Origin of the sequence: Bradyrhizobium sp. (genome assembly GCF_036735945.1) — a bacterium.
Taxonomy (GTDB): Bacteria; Pseudomonadota; Alphaproteobacteria; order Rhizobiales; family Xanthobacteraceae; genus Bradyrhizobium.
In genome coordinates this window covers 76,582-93,592 of the sequence record NZ_DAINNI010000006.1, presented here as the reverse complement: position 1 = coordinate 93,592, position 17,011 = coordinate 76,582, and the positions used below count along the sequence as shown (strand labels likewise).

At 62.8% G+C, this 17,011-nt stretch carries 15 protein-coding genes; 8 read left to right on the top strand and 7 right to left on the bottom strand.

Going from position 1 to position 17,011, the window contains the following annotated elements:
- The first annotated feature begins 77 nt into the window (after positions 1–77).
- On the top strand, positions 78–356 hold the full coding sequence (locus V7E26_RS04020) for a hypothetical protein (protein ID WP_324413732.1): 279 nt from the start codon (positions 78–80) through the stop codon (positions 354–356).
- 17 nt (positions 357–373) lie between these two features.
- On the opposite strand, the gene purU is transcribed toward V7E26_RS04020, so the two are convergent.
- On the bottom strand, positions 374–1,237 hold the full coding sequence (purU, locus tag V7E26_RS04015; protein ID WP_324413730.1) for a formyltetrahydrofolate deformylase: 864 nt from the start codon (positions 1,235–1,237) through the stop codon (positions 374–376).
- Between the two features lie 140 nt (positions 1,238–1,377).
- On the opposite strand from purU, the gene V7E26_RS04010 reads away from it, so the two are divergent.
- On the top strand, positions 1,378–2,223 hold the full coding sequence (locus V7E26_RS04010) for a uroporphyrinogen-III synthase (protein WP_324413728.1): 846 nt from the start codon (positions 1,378–1,380) through the stop codon (positions 2,221–2,223).
- A gap of 77 nt (positions 2,224–2,300) precedes the next feature.
- Here V7E26_RS04010 and V7E26_RS04005 read toward each other — a convergent pair whose 3' ends face one another.
- From V7E26_RS04005 to V7E26_RS03985, 5 genes are all read right to left on the bottom strand, one after another.
- Positions 2,301–3,929 carry a PQQ-dependent sugar dehydrogenase gene (locus tag V7E26_RS04005; RefSeq protein WP_324413726.1) on the bottom strand — a complete coding sequence of 543 codons (1,629 nt, stop codon included), beginning with the start codon at positions 3,927–3,929 and terminating at the stop codon, positions 2,301–2,303.
- A 493-nt stretch (positions 3,930–4,422) separates the two neighbouring features.
- Positions 4,423–5,400, bottom strand: a complete 978-nt coding sequence (locus tag V7E26_RS04000) for a Bug family tripartite tricarboxylate transporter substrate binding protein (RefSeq protein WP_324413724.1) — start codon at positions 5,398–5,400, stop codon at positions 4,423–4,425.
- Positions 5,401–5,535: 135 nt separating this feature from the next.
- Positions 5,536–6,489, bottom strand: a complete 954-nt coding sequence (gene fcl, locus V7E26_RS03995; protein WP_324413722.1) for a GDP-L-fucose synthase — start codon at positions 6,487–6,489, stop codon at positions 5,536–5,538.
- Positions 6,470–7,555: a GDP-mannose 4,6-dehydratase gene (gene gmd / locus V7E26_RS03990; protein ID WP_324413720.1), complete on the bottom strand. Its 1,086-nt coding sequence runs from the start codon at positions 7,553–7,555 to the stop codon at positions 6,470–6,472. Before gmd ends, fcl begins: the two co-directional genes overlap by 20 nt.
- A gap of 94 nt (positions 7,556–7,649) precedes the next feature.
- Positions 7,650–8,324, bottom strand: a complete 675-nt coding sequence (locus V7E26_RS03985) for a Crp/Fnr family transcriptional regulator (RefSeq protein WP_324413753.1) — start codon at positions 8,322–8,324, stop codon at positions 7,650–7,652.
- Between the two features lie 300 nt (positions 8,325–8,624).
- On the opposite strand from V7E26_RS03985, the gene V7E26_RS03980 reads away from it, so the two are divergent.
- The 6 genes from V7E26_RS03980 to V7E26_RS03955 all read left to right on the top strand — a co-directional run bounded on the left by V7E26_RS03980 (position 8,625) and on the right by V7E26_RS03955 (position 15,784).
- Entirely contained in the window at positions 8,625–9,446 is an 822-nt protein-coding gene (locus V7E26_RS03980; protein WP_324413718.1) for an ABC transporter ATP-binding protein, read from the top strand.
- Positions 9,443–11,374, top strand: coding sequence for a long-chain fatty acid--CoA ligase (locus V7E26_RS03975; RefSeq protein ID WP_324413716.1), 1,932 nt, complete (start codon positions 9,443–9,445; stop codon positions 11,372–11,374). Before V7E26_RS03980 ends, V7E26_RS03975 begins: the two co-directional genes overlap by 4 nt.
- A gap of 70 nt (positions 11,375–11,444) precedes the next feature.
- Positions 11,445–12,338, top strand: a complete 894-nt coding sequence (locus V7E26_RS03970; protein WP_324413714.1) for a branched-chain amino acid ABC transporter permease — start codon at positions 11,445–11,447, stop codon at positions 12,336–12,338.
- A gap of 6 nt (positions 12,339–12,344) precedes the next feature.
- A complete protein-coding gene (locus V7E26_RS03965) occupies positions 12,345–13,418 on the top strand; it encodes a branched-chain amino acid ABC transporter permease (protein ID WP_324413712.1) in 1,074 nt (357 codons plus the stop codon).
- Positions 13,419–13,475: 57 nt separating this feature from the next.
- A complete protein-coding gene (locus V7E26_RS03960; RefSeq protein ID WP_324413710.1) occupies positions 13,476–14,756 on the top strand; it encodes an ABC transporter substrate-binding protein in 1,281 nt (426 codons plus the stop codon).
- A gap of 188 nt (positions 14,757–14,944) precedes the next feature.
- Entirely contained in the window at positions 14,945–15,784 is an 840-nt protein-coding gene (locus tag V7E26_RS03955) for an ABC transporter ATP-binding protein (protein WP_324413708.1), read from the top strand.
- Between the two features lie 22 nt (positions 15,785–15,806).
- On the opposite strand, the gene V7E26_RS03950 is transcribed toward V7E26_RS03955, so the two are convergent.
- Positions 15,807–16,967, bottom strand: coding sequence for an AGE family epimerase/isomerase (locus V7E26_RS03950; protein ID WP_324413706.1), 1,161 nt, complete (start codon positions 16,965–16,967; stop codon positions 15,807–15,809).
- Positions 16,968–17,011 lie beyond the last annotated feature (44 nt).

The window sequence follows — 17,011 nt, the reverse complement described above, 5'->3', positions numbered from 1 at the left end:
ACTGGTTCCCAGCACTGGTTCCTGGGCGTGCGCCGCCCTAAATCCATCCGAAAGGGTGAGCTTGTAACCTCCAGCCCATGTCGATCAGCGCGCGCCACATTGCCACGATCCTCACCGTTGCCCTCGCCGGCGGCGGCCTGGCGGGTTGCGGAACCATCAATGACAAAGTCGCAGGCGGTGTCAGCGACGCCATCCCGGCGTGGGCCGGCGGGCTGCCTGCCGATGCGCCGCCCCGTCCGGGGACGGCGAAATACGACGAGTACATGAGGGAGCGCGAGCGGAAGCGCCTGTTGCCGGCAGCCGAACGCGGCGAGGAAGCAAAGCCCGGGACTTCATCGCAGGCGCAGCCTCGCTGACGCTGGGCCGATAGCTATCAATCCATGAACACCACGGTCTTGCGGCCGTTCAGGATGACGCGATCCTCGAGGTGATGGCGCATGGCGCGGGCCAGCACGCGGCGCTCGATGTCGCGGCCCTTGCGGGAAAGATCTTCCGGCGTATCGCGGTGGCTGATGCGCTCGACGTCCTGGTCGATGATCGGGCCTTCATCGAGGTCGCGTGTGACGTAATGCGCGGTGGCGCCGATCAGCTTGACGCCGCGCTCATGAGCCTGGTGGTAGGGACGCGCGCCCTTGAAGCCCGGCAGGAACGAGTGGTGGATGTTGATGCAGCGCCCCGACAGTTTCGCCGACATCTCGTCCGAGAGAATCTGCATGTAGCGCGCCAGCACCACGAGATCGGTCCTGGTGTCCTGCACCAGCTTCCAGACCGCCTCTTCCTGCTCGTGCTTGGTTTCCTTGGTGACCGGCAGACAGTGAAACGGGATCTCGCCGAAATCGAGCGAGCCGTAGGTCTCGCGCGGATGGTTGGAGACAATGGCCGTCGGGATCATCTCGAGTTCGCCGGTGCGCCAGCGATAGAGGATATCGACGAGGCAATGATCCGATTTGGAGACCAGCAGCATCACCCGGCGGTGGTTGGCGCGGTCGCGCATCTGCCATTCCATGCTGAATCGGTCGGCAATCGCGGTGAAGCCGGTCTGCAATGCCTGCAATTCGACGGCGAGATCGGCGGCGGTGAACACCACCCGCATGAAGAACTTTTGGGTCTCGACATCGTCGAACTGCTGGGCGTCCAGAATGTTCTGACCGTTATGGGCCAGGAAGGTCGACACCGCCGAAACGATTCCGGGGCGATCGGGGCAGGAAAGGGTCAGGACGAATTGGTGATGCGGCATGGCGAAGCTGACTACAATTCAGGCAAAAGGGCGAAGCGGTTGTTTTCGGCCCTGCTCTATCACCGCGCCCGCGCTTGCGCCAATCCCGAAACCGGGGGAAGGATGAACAAAGCACGCGGCATCTGCGTTGGAGCGACGACATGGCCGACAGATTGAACGGTTACCGCATCCTGATCCTGGAAACGCGCGAGAAAGCGCAGTTTTCCCGCCTGCTCACTGAGCAGGGCGCCGACGTGCTGCAATGTCCGATGTTCACCATCCACGACGCGGTCGAGCCGGCACCGGTCGAGGCCTGGATCAGGCGGTCGATCGAAACGCCGTTCGACGACGTCGTGCTGCTGACGGGCGAAGGCCTGCGCCGGCTGATGAAGGTGGCGCGGCGGCTCGACGTCGAGCAGGCCTTCGTGGCCTCATTCGGCAAGGCGCGCAAATTCACCCGTGGACCCAAACCCGGAAAAGCGCTGCGCGAAATCGGCCTGGAGCCGCAGATCACGACGGAGAAGCCGACCTCCGAAGGCGTCGCCGAGATGCTGTCGCGCCTCGACCTCAGGGGCCATCGCCTCGGCCTGCAGCTTTATCCGGACAAGGATCACGGCACCCTGATCGGCGCGATCAAGGCGCAAGGCGCCGAGGTGGATACCGTACTGCCCTACGCCTATGACGCGCAGGCCGCTGACGGCAACATCATCAAGGCGATCGACGAGATGGCGGAAGGCCGCATCGACGCCATCGCGCTGACCAATCTCGGTCAGATCCGCCGGCTGATCGAGGTCGCGCGCGCGCGCGGCTGCGAGGACCGGTTACGGCAAGGGCTCGACCGGACCCCGATCGCGTCGGTCGGACCGGCGGTGTCGGAGGAATTGAAGTCCCACGGCCTGCGCACCGATATCTATCCCGCCGAAGACGCGTTCTTCATGCGGCCGCTGATATCGGCGATGGCGACGACGCTTGGAAGGAATCCGCCGCGCGCGGCCGCGGGCATCTGAGAAATGCGACGACCGAACGAACGCCACGCCTGCCATGCCCCTGAAAGGGGCGAGCGGGCTATGTGGCGAGCGGCCGTTTATCGCCGCTCTTCCGGAGCAAAGGAATTTGACGCGTGCTCGATTTGCACGAGGACCTCGACTATTTCCTTGATTGTTTCAGGATTTATGTTGAGAGGCGGCATGGCGGTGCCATTCGCGAAGTTCGCAGGATTGGAAAGAAATTCCTTAAGTGATTTATCGGTCCAGCGCCCTTCCTTGCTCCTCAGTGCCTCCGAATAATGGAAATTGTCCGAACCTATCTTTCGCGAGAAGATATTACTGAGAGTCGGAGCGAAGTCGGCAGGGGTCGTGGGTCCAAAATGGTGGCAATACATGCACGCAGCATGAAGGCTTTCGTTTACTTTCCTCGTTAGCCGTACGTTTCCAGCAAGTCGCTCACGATCGACGGAGACAAACAATAGCTGCGTATCGTCAGTCCACAGCACGATAGTCCCGTCTCTCAACTGCAGAATGTCTCGGATGCGCTGACCTAACGGGATAGGTTCGGCATACACGACTCTCGTGCCTTCCAACCGCATTCGAAAGAGCGAATTTGCCTTCAGCGAGGCCACGAGCAGATCGCCATCCCACCTTTTGTCGAATCCCCGGACCTCAATCAAATTCGATGGCCCTATCGAAGGCACCCACGCAAACACAGGACTCTGGTAACTCGTGTGTTCTCCCGCATTCACTTGGTATTCGCTGTCGTACCCCTCGTATGCGGTACCCAGCGAGACGTTTGGCCAGCCGTAGTTGGATCCCTCGGTAATCAAATTGAGTTCGTCACCGCCCTTTGGGCCATGTTCCGTCGCGAAAAGCGCGCCATTCCTTGTAACAGTCAAGCCTTGGGGGTTCCGGTGCCCGAGGCTGACGACCTTGTGGCTACCGCCGCCGATGTTGATTTCGATGATCTTCCCGAATGAAGACGCTGGATCTTGAGAAACCTTCGCCGTGTCTGCGAAGTAGCTGCCGATGGTCAGGTACAATTTATCAGACGGGCCGACAGCCAATCTGCCGCCCGATTCTTCGTTCGAACCATCAGGCTCCGGATCGCTCAGAAAAATGGTCTTCCACGGCGCGGTCGGCCGGATAGCCATCGCATCTATTGTTACCACGGACACCGCCATCCTCGTCTTGCGCAACTCACGATCGAAATATTCGTGCGATACTGCGAGCATTTTCGAAGACGGCAGATACTCGACGTCATAGGCGCGGAATCGCTTTTCATCGATCACGGCGCCCGGCGTTTTCAGGTAGTCTGCGATGTTGTTGGGAAGCGCCGGAAACTCTAGTCGATCGAGATGTGTTCCGTCGGGCGCACTCAAGAAGAGGTGGCCAAGTCTGTCGAGGACGACAACGCTGCCTCCGATCGCCGTGATGCCGCCAGCAGCCTTTGCGACGGGGAAATGATCACTGACCCGCAAGCCCCTAACCTTGAGAGGCAAAAGTGCACTCTCAATGTTTCTGTCCATCATCACTTGCTTGGAGTTACTGGAATATTGGCTCGCAAGGACACCCACGGACTCGCTGCGAGCGAAGCTGTTTATCAAGGACCGAAGTTGTGGGTACGGGAACGGATCGTATTTGCGAGCGGCGAGGCCAAGTTCGAAAACAACGAATGCAAAAAGGAGCAAAGCTAACGCGTTCCGCAAAGCGGTAAATTTCAAACCTCTCACCTCGCTACCCCATTACTTGGAATAATATAGCTAGAACAACTCAACACTTGCAATTGGCCCGCGGGGCAAGGAGAGTATTTAATTAACCTAACTTAGCAAGCTTAATAGGCCAGGATTTCCCATTCCCAATGTGGATCGCGTGGATAAATTCGTCGTTCATCAACCTTCGGCGCAGCGGGGGCGCCGCGACGGAAACCTGCTCAGGTTCGACTCGTGGATGATGCAAGCTCGGATCAACCTTTTGCTCGCGGGATCGAGGTGCACCGCGTTGCACCTCGATCCCGCAGTGCGGTGCAAAGCCAATCACCTAATCACCGGCGCGACCGAGCCGTCTCATCGGCCACGACTAGAACGATTGTATGCGCAATGCCGGCACGCAGGTTCGGTTGCAGATATCAAGTCGGCCGAGCCACGTCCGCCTTTGCCCACAAGTGGAGCTGCGGGCAAAGTCTTGTCTTGTCGTCAGCTCGATTGATCCCGGCCTCTACTCCACCTTGGCGCCCGCGAACTTGACCACCTTGCCCCACTTCTCGGTTTCATCCGCCACCAGCTTGCCGAAGTCGGCGGCGGAGCCCGGCAGCAGCATCGCGCCGAGTTCGGTAAAGCGCGCCTTGGCCTTGGGATCGGCGAGGATTTCATTCACCGCCTTGTTCAGCCGGTCGACGATGTCGGCGGGCGTGCCCTTTGGCGCGGCAAGCCCGTACCAGGCACTCGCCTCATAGCCCGGCAGGAAGTCGGCGACCAGCGGCAGGTCCGGCAGCACTTCCGAACGAACCGTGCTGGTGACCGCGAGCCCGCGCAGCTTGCCGGATTTGACGTGCTCGGCGCAGGTCGGAATGTTGTCGAACATGACCTGCATCTGACCGGAGAGCATGTCGGTCAGCGCCGGCGCGCCGCCGCGGTACGGCACATGCACCATGTTGATGCCGGTGGTCATCTTGAACAGCTCGCCCGACATGTGGATCGTCGACCCGTTGCCTGATGATGCCATGTTGAGCTTGCCCGGATTGGCCTTCGCGTAGGCGATCAGTTCGGGGATCGTCTTGATCGGCAGCGACGGATGCACCACCACGACGTTGGGGAAGCGGATGATGCCCGCGATCGGCTCCATCTCCTTGATGAAATCGAACGGCAGCTTGTCGTAGAGCGTGGCGTTGATCGCGTTCGCCGGCGCGACCAGCAGCAGCGTGTAGCCGTCAGGCGTGGCGCGCAGCACCTGCTCGGTCGCGATGTTGGTGCCGCCGCCGGGACGGTTCTCGATGACGAAGGACTGTCCGAGCTTTTCCGACAGCCACTGCCCCATCAGGCGCGCGGTGAGGTCCGCCGAGCCGCCGGGCGTATAGCCGATCACGAGGCGAACCGGACGCAAGGGATAGGCCTGCGCGCTTGCGGTGGTGGACATGGCCGGGACTGCGGCCGCGCCCGCGACGAGCTGCAGGAATTGGCGACGCTGATATTTCATCATGCTTCCTCTGCTGTGCCGGCGGCTCTTGTGGCCGCTCGGCGCCGATATCCTAGAGCATGATGGAGAAAAATGTGTACCGGTTTTCGCCGCAAGCCACGCAAACGTTGCCGCGGCAAACTCGCCGGGGCTGAGCTAGGCCTTGGCCGCCTGCTCGCTCAGGAACGCCTGATAGGCAAGCCGGATGCCGTCCTCGAGCCCGGTGCTGGCGCGCCAGCCGAGCTTCGCCAGCCGGCTGACATCGAGCAGCTTGCGCGGCGTGCCGTCCGGGCGCGAGGTATCGAAGCTGATCTCGCCGCTGTAGCCGACAGCCGCCGCCACCACGCGGGCGAATTCGGCGATCGTGATGTCCTCGCCGGTGCCGATATTGACCAGTTCGTGATCCGAATAGGTCTTCATCAAATGGATACAGGCATCCGCGAGGTCGTCGACATAGAGGAATTCGCGCCGCGGCGTGCCGGTACCCCAGACCGCGACCTGCCCTGCACCGGAATGTTTCGCCTCGTGGAAGCGGCGGATCAGCGCGGCGACGACGTGGCTGTATTCGGGATGGTAATTGTCGCCGCGGCCGTAGAGATTGGTGGGCATCACGTTGATGAAGTCGGCGCCGTACTGGCTGCGATAGGCCTCCACCATCTTGATGCCGGCGATCTTCGCAATCGCATAGGGCTCGTTGGTCGGCTCCAGCGGCCCCGTCAACATCGAGTCCTCGCGCAGCGGCTGCGGCGCCAGCCTGGGATAGATGCAGGACGAGCCGAGAAACATCAGCTTCTCGGCAGCATTGACATGTGCGGCATGGATCACGTTTGTCGCAATCGCCAGATTGTCGTAGAGGAATTCGGCGCGCAGCGTGTTGTTGGCGACGATGCCGCCGACCCTGGCGGCGGCGAGGAATACCACCTGCGGTCGCCTGGCCGCGAACCATTTGATGACCGCGGCCTGATCGCGCAGATCGACCTCGTCGCGGGCGGCCGTGAGCAGTTCGACATCTTCGCGCGCCAGCCGGCGCACCAGCGCGGAGCCGACCATGCCGCGATGGCCGGCGACGTAGACGGTCTTGCCTTTCAGCTCAAATGGAATGCCTGCCACCCGCCGCCTCCCGCCGTGCGTCTTCGATGTCGTTCGCAACCATCTCCTTGATCATCTTGTTGAAGGAGGTCTTGGGCTTCCAGCCCAGTTGCTCGCGCGCCTTGCTGGCATCGCCGACAAGAAGATCGACTTCCGTCGGGCGAAAATACTCAGGATCGATCCTGACCAGCGTTTTGCCGGATGCCTTGTCGAGCCCGGTCTCGTCGACACCCTTGCCGCGCCATTCGATGCTGCGCCCGACTTCCGCAAAGGCCAGTTCGACCAGTTCGCGGACCGAACGCGCCTCGCCGGTCGCCAGCACGAAATCATCGGGCTTGTCGGCCTGCAGGATCATGTGCATGCCCTCGACATAATCCCGCGCATGGCCCCAGTCGCGCCTGGCTTCGAGATTGCCGAGATAGAGCGCCTCGTCGAGGCCGACCTCGATGCGGGCGACGCCGCGGGTGATCTTGCGGGTGACGAACGTCTCGCCGCGGATCGGGCTCTCATGGTTGAACAGGATGCCGTTCGAGGCAAACATGCCGTAGGCCTCGCGGTAGTTCACCGTGATCCAGTAGCCGTAGAGTTTTGCGACGCCGTAGGGCGAACGCGGGTAGAACGGCGTGGTCTCCTTCTGCGGCACCTCCTGCGCCAGGCCATAGAGCTCGGAGGTCGAGGCCTGATAGAACCGCGTCTGCTTCTCCATGCCGAGAATGCGGATCGCTTCCAGAAGCCGCAGCACGCCGATGGCGTCGGCATTGGCGGTATATTCCGGGCTCTCGAAGCTGACGCCGACATGGCTCTGGGCGGCGAGGTTATAGATCTCGGTCGGTCTGATCTGCTGCATCAGCCGGATCAAATTGGTCGAGTCCGTCATGTCGCCGTAGTGCAGCAGGAACGGCCGGGTGCGGGCGTGCGGGTCCTGGTACAGGTGATCGATGCGGGCGGTATTGAACGAGGACGACCGGCGCTTGATGCCGTGGACCTCGTAGCCGAGGCCGAGCAGATATTCGGCGAGATAAGCGCCGTCCTGGCCGGTGACGCCGGTGATCAGCGCCACGCGCCGCTTAGAGTCCTGACCCGCCATAACTTCTCCAAACGCTGCCGCCGCGCAGGGCCATTAGCATCGCGCCAGTGCCAAGTCTATCGCCAAAGCCGTTTGAAATCAGGCCCTTAGAAGGCTAGTCGCCGTGGTTGCGTAGCCTTTCGAGTTCGACAATGGTGACGCCGCCATATTCGAGCCGCAGCAGGCCCTCCTTCTCCAGTCGCTTCAGGCACTGGTTGGCGTTTTGCCGCGAAATACCGGACAGCGCTCCGATTTCTTCCTGCGTGATCTCAAGATGGCGCGTCATGTCGGGATAGAGGATCGGGTTGAACAGCGAGGCGATGGAACGCGCGACGCGGCTGGTGGCGTCGAGCGTGCGGCCATGTTCCACCGCACCGATGAACTGGCCGAGCCGTTCGTTAAGTTGCCGGACCAGAAAGCGGTTGAACGCGACGCTGTTCTCGAACAGCCAGAAGAATGTGGCCCGATCCATCAGCGCCAGCCTGGTGTCCCGGATCGCAACCATATCGTAGCGACGCGGTTCGCTCTTCAGCATCGAGCCTTCGCCAAACCAGGCTCCTGCCGTGAGGCCGGCGAACGTCGCAGCCTTGCCGCCGCTCGACACCGTGCCCATCCGCGCCAGCCCCGTCACGATGCCGGTCCAGTAGTCGAAGGCGTCGCCACGCATGAAAATGAATTCGTTGGCGCGGTAGGATTTCTCCACTATGCCGGCACGCGCGGCCTCGATCTCCCGCTCGTTCAGTTGGCGCGACCAGGCCGCGATGCGCTTGAGGTATTCCGCAGCAATCATGACCGCATTGACCGTCGTCTCCACGACCCCGTGCTGCGCTGCAGCAAGATTGCCGTCAGATAAAATTTCCCGACCAATTGTCAGGGAAAAGACATTTCAAACTATCGCATTGCCCTAAGGAGGGCCACCTCGGCACGCGCGAACTGTGCGCAGCGGCGAGGTGCGACACTACCGCGCGTGCGGCGGAGCATCGGCTGGCATCCATAGTCGGATGGCCTGCCCGGCATCGCCGATGTAGGATCGCGCATTGCAAACGATAGATAAAGAGCGCCGCTCAAGCGCCATATCTGGAGGGAATGAGTGGCTCATACCTTGGAAGTGCGCGGCGTGTCGCTGCGCTTCGGCGGCGTCCGGGCACTGACCGAAGTCTCGTTCGGCGTGAACGAGGGCGAATTGTTCTCGATCATCGGCCCGAACGGCGCCGGCAAGACCTCGATCGTCAATTGCATTTCGGGCCGCTACAAGCCGACCGAAGGAAAGCTGTTCTATCGCGGCAAGGACATCACCGGGCTCAATCCGAACGCGCGGCCCCGGCTCGGCATCGGCCGCACCTTCCAGAATCTCGCGCTGTTCCACCACATGAGCGTGCTCGACAACATCATGGTCGGGCGGCACCACCTGCTCAAGAACAACTTCCTTACGGGCTCGCTCTACTGGCTGACCGGCGCGCGCCGCGAGGAACTCGAACACCGCCACAAGGTGGAGGAGATCATCGACTTCCTCGACCTGCAGTCGGTGCGCAAGGCGACTGCCGGCACCCTGCCCTACGGCCTGCGCAAGCGCGTCGAACTCGCCCGCGCGATGGCGCTGGAACCGCAGCTGATCCTGCTCGACGAGCCGATGGCCGGCATGAACTTCGAGGAAAAGGAGGACATGGCGCGCTACATCGTCGATCTCAACGAAGAGTTCGGCATGACCGTGATGATGATCGAGCATGACATGGGCGTGGTGATGGACATTTCCCACCGCGTCATGGTGCTGGATTTCGGCCGCAAGATCGCCGAGGGCGATCCGGCTTCCGTGCTCGCCGACCCCCATGTCAAACGCGCCTATCTCGGCGAAGAGGACGAGGCGCTGGTCGATCCCGACGATGCGCCGGCACCGCGGGAGAGCGCGGCATGATGGATTACGCCGGCCGCGCCGCCAAGGCGGATACTTTTCCAAAACTGTTGCGCCTCAATGCGAAGGAGCATGGCGGCGAGATCGCCCTGCGCGAAAAGGATCTCGGGCTGTGGCGCGTCTTCACCTGGAACGACTACCAGACGCGCACGCATGATTTCGCGCTCGGCATGGTCGAACTCGGCCTCGGGCGCGGCGACGTTGTCAGCATCATCGGCGACAACCGTCCCGACTGGGTGGCGGCCGAAATCGCTGCCCACGCCATCGGCGCCATGAGCCTCGGCCTCTATCGCGATGTGCTGGACGAGGAAGCGGCCTATCTCCTGAGCTACGGCGAGGCCAGACTGGTATTCGCCGAGGATGAGGAGCAGGTCGACAAACTGCTGGCGCTCGCCGATCGCGCGCCCAATCTCAAGCACATCGTCTATTCCGATCCGCGCGGCATGCGGAAATACGACGATCCGCGACTGATGGAAGCGGAAAAGCTCGCCGCGATGGGGCGCGAGCGCGCCGCGCGCGAGCCCGGCCTCTACGACCGCCTGGTCGACGCCACCGGCGGCGAGGACGTCGCGATCCTCTGCACGACGTCAGGCACCACGGCGAACCCCAAGCTGGCGATGCTGGCGGCCGGCCGGGTCCTGAAACATTGCGCGACTTATCTGGCATTCGATCCGAAGGGGCCAGACGACGAATATGTCTCGGTGCTGCCGCTGCCATGGATCATGGAGCAGGTCTATGCGCTCGGCAAAGGGCTGCTGTGCCGGATGAAGGTCAACTTCGTCGAAGAGCCCGAGACCATGATGCACGATTTCCGCGAGATCGCGCCGACCTTCGTGCTGTTCGCGCCGCGGCTCTGGGAATCGATCGCCGCCGATGTCCGCGCCGGCGTGATGGACTCCTCGCCGCTGAAGCAGAAGCTGTTCGACGTCGGCATGAAGACGGGACTTTCGGCGCTGGCAGAGGGCAAGCGTTCGCTGCTTGCCGATCAGCTCCTGTTCCGCGCGCTGCGCGACCGCCTCGGCTTCACGCGGCTGCGTTCGGCCGCGACCGGCGGCGCAGCCCTCGGGCCCGATACCTTCAAGTTCTTCCAGGCGATGGGCGTGCCGCTGCGCACGCTCTATGGCCAGACCGAACTGCTCGGCGCCTATACGCTGCATCCCACAGGCAAGGTCGATCCGGATACCACCGGCGTGCCGATGGCCGATGACATCGAAATCCGCATCGACAACCCCGACGTCAACGGCGTCGGCGAGATCGTCGTCCGCCACCCCAATGCGTTCCTCGGCTACTACAAGAATCCGGAGGCTTCGGTCGCCGACATCAAGGATGGCTGGATGCATTCCGGCGACGCCGGCTATTTCAACAGTCAAGGCCAGCTCGTTGTCATCGACCGCATCAAGGACCTCGCGGAGACTTCGCGCGGCGAGCGTTTCTCGCCGCAATACCTCGAAAACAAGCTGAAGTTCTCGCCCTATGTCGCCGAGGCCGTCGTGCTCGGCGCCGGCCGCGACACGCTGGCGGCGATGATCTGCATCCGCTACTCGATCATCTCGAAATGGGCGGAGAAAAACCGCATCTCGTTCACGACCTATACCGACCTGTCCTCGCGCCCCGAAGTCTATGCGCTCCTGCGCAAGGAGGTCGAGAGCGTCAACGCGTCGCTGCCGCCGGCACAGCGCATCTCCCGCTTCCTCCTGCTCTACAAGGAACTCGACGCCGACGACGGCGAACTGACCCGCACCCGGAAGGTCCGCCGCAGCGTCATCAACGAGAAATACGCCGATATCATCGACGCGATCTATGCCGGCAACAGCGACATCCCCGTCGACACCGTGATTCGCTTCCAGGACGGCACCACCCAGCGCATCCGAACCACGCTGCGGGTCGTCGATCTCGGCGCGTCAGCATCGCTGGCGGAGGCCGCGGAATGATGGCGATACAGTCACACAAGGCGCGCATTGATGCGCCCTCTCCTCGTGTGGGACAGGGAGAGAGGGCCGCATGAACAGCCAGCTTCTGATCCAGCTCCTCGTCAACGGCCTCGTGGTCGGCACGCTGTACGGCGTGGTCGCGATGTCGTTTGTGCTGATCTACAAGGCGACGCAGGTGGTGAACTTCGCCCAGGGCGAATTGCTGCTGATCGGCGCCTGGGTGTGCTGGTGGCTGCTCACCAAATACCAGGTGCCGTTCTATCTGGGCATGCCGATCACGCTGGTCTTCATGTTCCTGTTCGGCATTGCGATCCAGATCGTCATCCTGCGGCCGATGATCGGCGAGCCGATCATTTCCGTGATCATGGTGACGATCGCGCTGTCGACGGTGTTTTCGGCGCTGATGAAATGGATATTCGGCGTCAACCTGCAGCCGTTCCCGCGCATCTTCCAGACCCAGAACGTCGACATCCTCGGCCTGCAGGTGCAGACGGTTTACCTGATGAGCCTTGCGGTCTCGGTCGCGATGATGATCGGCATGGCGTGGTTCTTCCGCCTCTCCAAATACGGCCTCGCGATGCGCGCCACCGCCTTCAACCAGCAGGTGGCGCAGTCGCTCGGCATCTCCGTAAAGAGCGTGTTCGCGATGGCCTGGGCGATCTCGGCGACCGTCTCCGCCGTCGCAGGCGTGGTGGTGGCCGTCGTCAACGGCGTCTCGGCCGGCCTCTCCGCCTATGGCGTGAAAGTGTTTCCGGCGGCGATCCTCGGCGGCCTCGACAGCGTCGGCGGCGCCGTGCTCGGCGGCATCATCATCGGACTCCTGGAAAACGTCGCGCATTTTCTCGACAGCGAATATCTGCACTGGGGCAATCTCTACGAGATCGCGCCATTCTATGCGCTCATCATCATCCTCATGATCAAGCCGTACGGCCTGTTCGGCACCAAAGACATCGAGCGGGTGTAAGCAATCATGGCAGGCCAGACCCTCATCCCCGCCGGCGATTTCCGCACCACCTATGCGGCTGACACCACCGTGTTTCCGACCGCGACCAGCCGCAACGCGATGATTGCGGGCATCGTGCTGGTGTGTTTTGCGCCTTACGTCGTCAACGCCTACGTCCTCAGCCTGCTGATCCAGATCGGCATCTTCGGCATCGCCGCCCTCGGCCTCAATATCGTTGTCGGCTTCACCGGCCAGATCTCGATCGGCCACGCCGCATTCTTCGGCTTCGGCGCCTTCACCTCGGCCTATCTGTCGAACCGGTTCGGCATTCCCGTCTTCTTCTGCATTCCGCTGGCGGGCGTCGTGACCGCCGCGGTCGGCCTGATCTTCGGCCTGCCGGCCGCGCGGCTGAAGGGGCTTTATCTGGCGATCGCCACGCTGGCGGCGCAGTACATCCTGCTCGACTTCTTTGCGCGGGCCGAATGGTTCACCGGCGGCAGCGTTCCGGCCAGCGCCGAGCCGTTCTCGATCTTCGGCTATTCGATGCGCGGCGACAAAAAGTACTTCTACGTCGTGCTGGCCTATGTCGTGGTCTGCTACCTGCTGGTGACCAACCTGATCCGTTCGCGCGACGGCCGCGCGCTGATCGCGGTGCGCGATCACTATTTGTCCGCCGAGATCATGGGCATCAACCTGACCAAATACCGCACGCTGTCGTTCGGCCTCGCCGCGTTCTTCGCCGGCGTCGGCGGCGCGCTCTATGCGCACTACAACCAGGTAGTCTCCAACGAAGGTTTCGGCATCGATCGTTCGATCATCTTCCTGGCCATGATCATCATCGGCGGGCTCGGCTCGGTCATGGGCACGCTGATGGGCACCGCGTTCATGGTGCTGCTGCCGGAATCGATGGAGTGGCTCAGCGTCGCATTGCGCGGCAGCCCGATCGATCAGATGCTGGCATTGAAGAACAACATCGCATTCCTGCGCGAGATGGCCATCGGTCTCATCATCATCGTGTTTCTGGTGTTCGAGCCGGACGGGCTTGCGCATCGCTGGCGCCAGATCAAGGCGTACTGGAAACTCTACCCGTTCTCGCATTGAGGTCGGAACGGGACGGACAACAAGAAGACCTCGAGAAACGACCGGAGGATTATGTCCATGACGATGAAGACTCTATTGAGCTCCGCTTCGCTTGCCCTGCTGCTGGGCAGCACGGCGGCACTGGCCCAGGCGCCGATCTCGCTCGGGCACCTTGCCGACTATTCCGGCGCCACGTCTGACGTCGGAACGCCGTTCGGACAGGGCGTCGCGGACGCTTATGCATGGGTCAACAAGAACGGCGGCATCAATGGCGCCAAGGTCAATGTCGACACCGTCGATTACGGCTATCAGGTGCCGCGCGCCATCGCGCAGTACAAGAAATGGTCGGGCGCCGACAAGGTCTCCGCCATCCTTGGCTGGGGCACCGCCGACACCGAGGCGCTGACCGGCTTCCTCGCCGAGGACAAGATCCCGGATATCTCCGGCTCCTACGCCGCGGCGCTCTCCGACCCGACCGGTGCCGGCGGCAAGGCCAAGCCTGCGCCCTACAACTTCTTCTACGGTCCGAGCTACTCGGATGCCGTTCGCGCCATGCTGACCTGGGCCGCCGAGGACTGGAAGGCGAAGGGTAAGCCCGGCAAGCCGAAGTTCGTCCACATGGGCGCGAACCATCCCTATCCGAACGCGCCGAAGGCCGCCGGCGAAGCCATGGCCAATGAACTCGGCTTCGAGGTCCTGCCGCCGATCGTGTTCGCGCTGACGCCAGGCGATTACAGCGCGCAGTGCCTGACGCTGAAGAGCTCGGGTGCGAACTATGCCTATCTCGGCAACACCGCGGGCTCCAACATCTCCGTGCTCAACGCCTGCAAGGCGGCGGGCGTCGACGTGCAGTTCCTCGGCAACGTCTGGGGCATGGACGAGAACGCCGCCAAGGCCGCCGGCGCCGCCGCCGACGGCGTGGTGTTTCCGCTCCGTACCGCGGTCGCATGGGGCGGCAACGCACCCGGCATGAAGACCGTCACCGATATCTCCAAGATGTCGGACGCCGCCGGCACGGCCTACCGTCCCGTGCACTACATCGCCGGCGTCTGCACCGCGCTCTACATGAAGGAAGCCGTCGAATGGGCCGCCAAGAACGGCGGTGCAACCGGCGAGAACGTCAAGAAGGGCTTCTACCAGAAGAAGGATTGGGTGCCGGCCGGCATGGACGGCGTCTGCAATCCGTCGACCTGGACCGACAAGGATCACCGCGGCACGCTCAAGGTCGATCTCTACCGGATGAAGGTTGCCGGCGCGACCGACGCCCCGCTCAACGATCTCGTCAAGAACGGCACCATCAAGCTCGAGAAGGTGAAGACCGTCGACCTGCCGCGCAAGCCCGAGTGGCTGGGCTGGTGAGGATTGGAGACGTCGGTAGGCGTCTCAACACTCAACTGTCATCCCCGCGAAAGCGGGGATCCAGTACGCCGCGGCTTCTCGATTGATCGCAGATGCCTCTGGAATACTGGATCACCCGCATTCGCGGGTGATGACGGCGGTGGGTGGAGCGGATGACCCGCCCCACCAACAGCGCCAGGATCGGAAACATGACCGAAGCAACCACAATCAACCGTCCAGCGTCATCGGCGACGCAAGCCGCCCCGCTGCTCAGCGTGCGCAACATCGAGGTCGTCTACGACAAGGTCATCCTGGTGCTGCGCGGGCTCAGCCTCGACGTGCCGAAAGGCGCGATCGTGGCGCTGCTGGGCGCCAACGGCGCCGGCAAGTCGACGACACTGAAGGCGATCTCCGGCCTGCTCAAGACCGAGGACGGCGACGTCATCCGCGGCGAGATCCTGTTTGACGGCGAACGCATCAACGGCATCGATCCCGACAAGATCGTCCGCCGCGGCATCTTCCAGGTGATGGAGGGGCGCCGCATCATCGCCGACATGACGTCGATCGAGAACCTGAAGCTCGGCGCCTTTACCCGCACCGACAACGAGATCGGCGCCGACATCGACATGGTGTTCAGGTATTTCCCGCGACTGAAGGAGCGCACCGGGCTCGCCGGCTATCTCTCCGGCGGCGAGCAGCAGATGCTGGCGATCGGCCGCGCGCTGATGGCGCGCCCGAAGATGATCCTGATGGACGAGCCCTCGATGGGCCTGTCGCCGCTGCTGGTCAAGGAAGTGTTCTCCATCATCAAGGAGATCAACCGCGACCTCGGCGTCACCATTTTGCTGGTGGAGCAGAACGCGCGTGCCGCGTTGTCGGTCGCGAGCCACGGCTATATCATGGAACAGGGCAAGGTGGTGCTTGACGGCACCGCCGACGAGTTGCGCGACAATGAGGACGTCAAGGAATTCTACCTCGGCGGCGCCGGCGACCAGCGCAAGAGCTTCAAGAACCTGAAGAGCTTCAAGCGGCGAAAGCGGTGGCTGTGAGCCAATTCAAATGCTCACCCTGTCACCCGATCACCTGCTCCGCTTCCGTGACCGCGCAGAGCACATGATAGAACGAGGACGCAGGAATGGTGGCAACCAGCGAGTTGCCGTCGCGGTCGAACTGGTCGTGCCAGCCGCCTGCGACGGGATGGCTGAGGTAGTGCCGTTCGAGCCGCGCCAGCGCCGCGCGCGCCTCATCCGCCGCTTCCGCCTCGCCCGACTCGGCCTGCGCGATCCACGCCTTGGCCATTTCGGTCTGCGGCCACAGCCGGCGGGTATGGCGCCGGATGTTGCCGTTCGCATCGCCCTCGTCGACCAGGCAGCCGGTCGCCGCGTCGCGGTAGCGCAGCGCGGTCGCCAGCAATTCGCCGCGGTAGCGCCCCGTTGGGCAGCCGGTGATGCGCTCAAATCCCCTCAGGAGCCACACCCACTCCGCCTGGTGCCCCGGCTCCACGCTGACCGGCTCGATCTTCGACCAGTCCTCCTCGAAATACTCGGTCAGCACCTGGCGCTGCTTGTCGTAGAGGTTGGCCAGAAACAGGCTGAAGAAATTGCCAGCCCGGTTCTGGAACACGAGGTCATGCGTCGCGTCGAACGCGGCAACCATTGCCTCGAACAGATGCATCTGCGGGTTCTGCCGCCGCGGCATCGAGGGCGGCAATCCTTCGTGAACCCCGCCGTGCGGCGAGCGCAGGTCGGTCTCGATGAAGTGGCACAGCGCATCGATCTCGGCGCGGACCTGCGCGTCGCGATCGAGGCAATGGACGGTCGCAAGCGCGAGCAGGACGAAGGCGTGGTCGTAGGAATCCCGCTGCGGGTCCAGCACCGCGCCATCAGGGGCCAGCACGTGGACGAAGCCTGGTTTGCCATCGGGCGCCTTGGCCTTGGCCAGCAGATGCTCCAGCGCCTTCAGCGCGATCGCACGACCCTCGGGATACCAGCCCATCTGCGCTGCCTTGGCGAAGCAGTAGATCTGCCGCGCCTGCACGAAAACCCGGCGTGGCGCCATCGCATCGGCACGGCCATCGGGACCGAGCCGGTCGACGAAGCCACCCGCCTTGTCGTCCCAGCCCTCGGTCGACCACAACGGCAGGCAATGGTCGATCATGCGGAGCTTCAGCCTGGCGACGATGTCAGCCGGAACGGCAGCGTCTTCGGCCGCAGCAGGATGTCCTTCAGCCATTGCGTCCCCTGGAACACGAACAACACCGATAGAAGCCGTCTGAT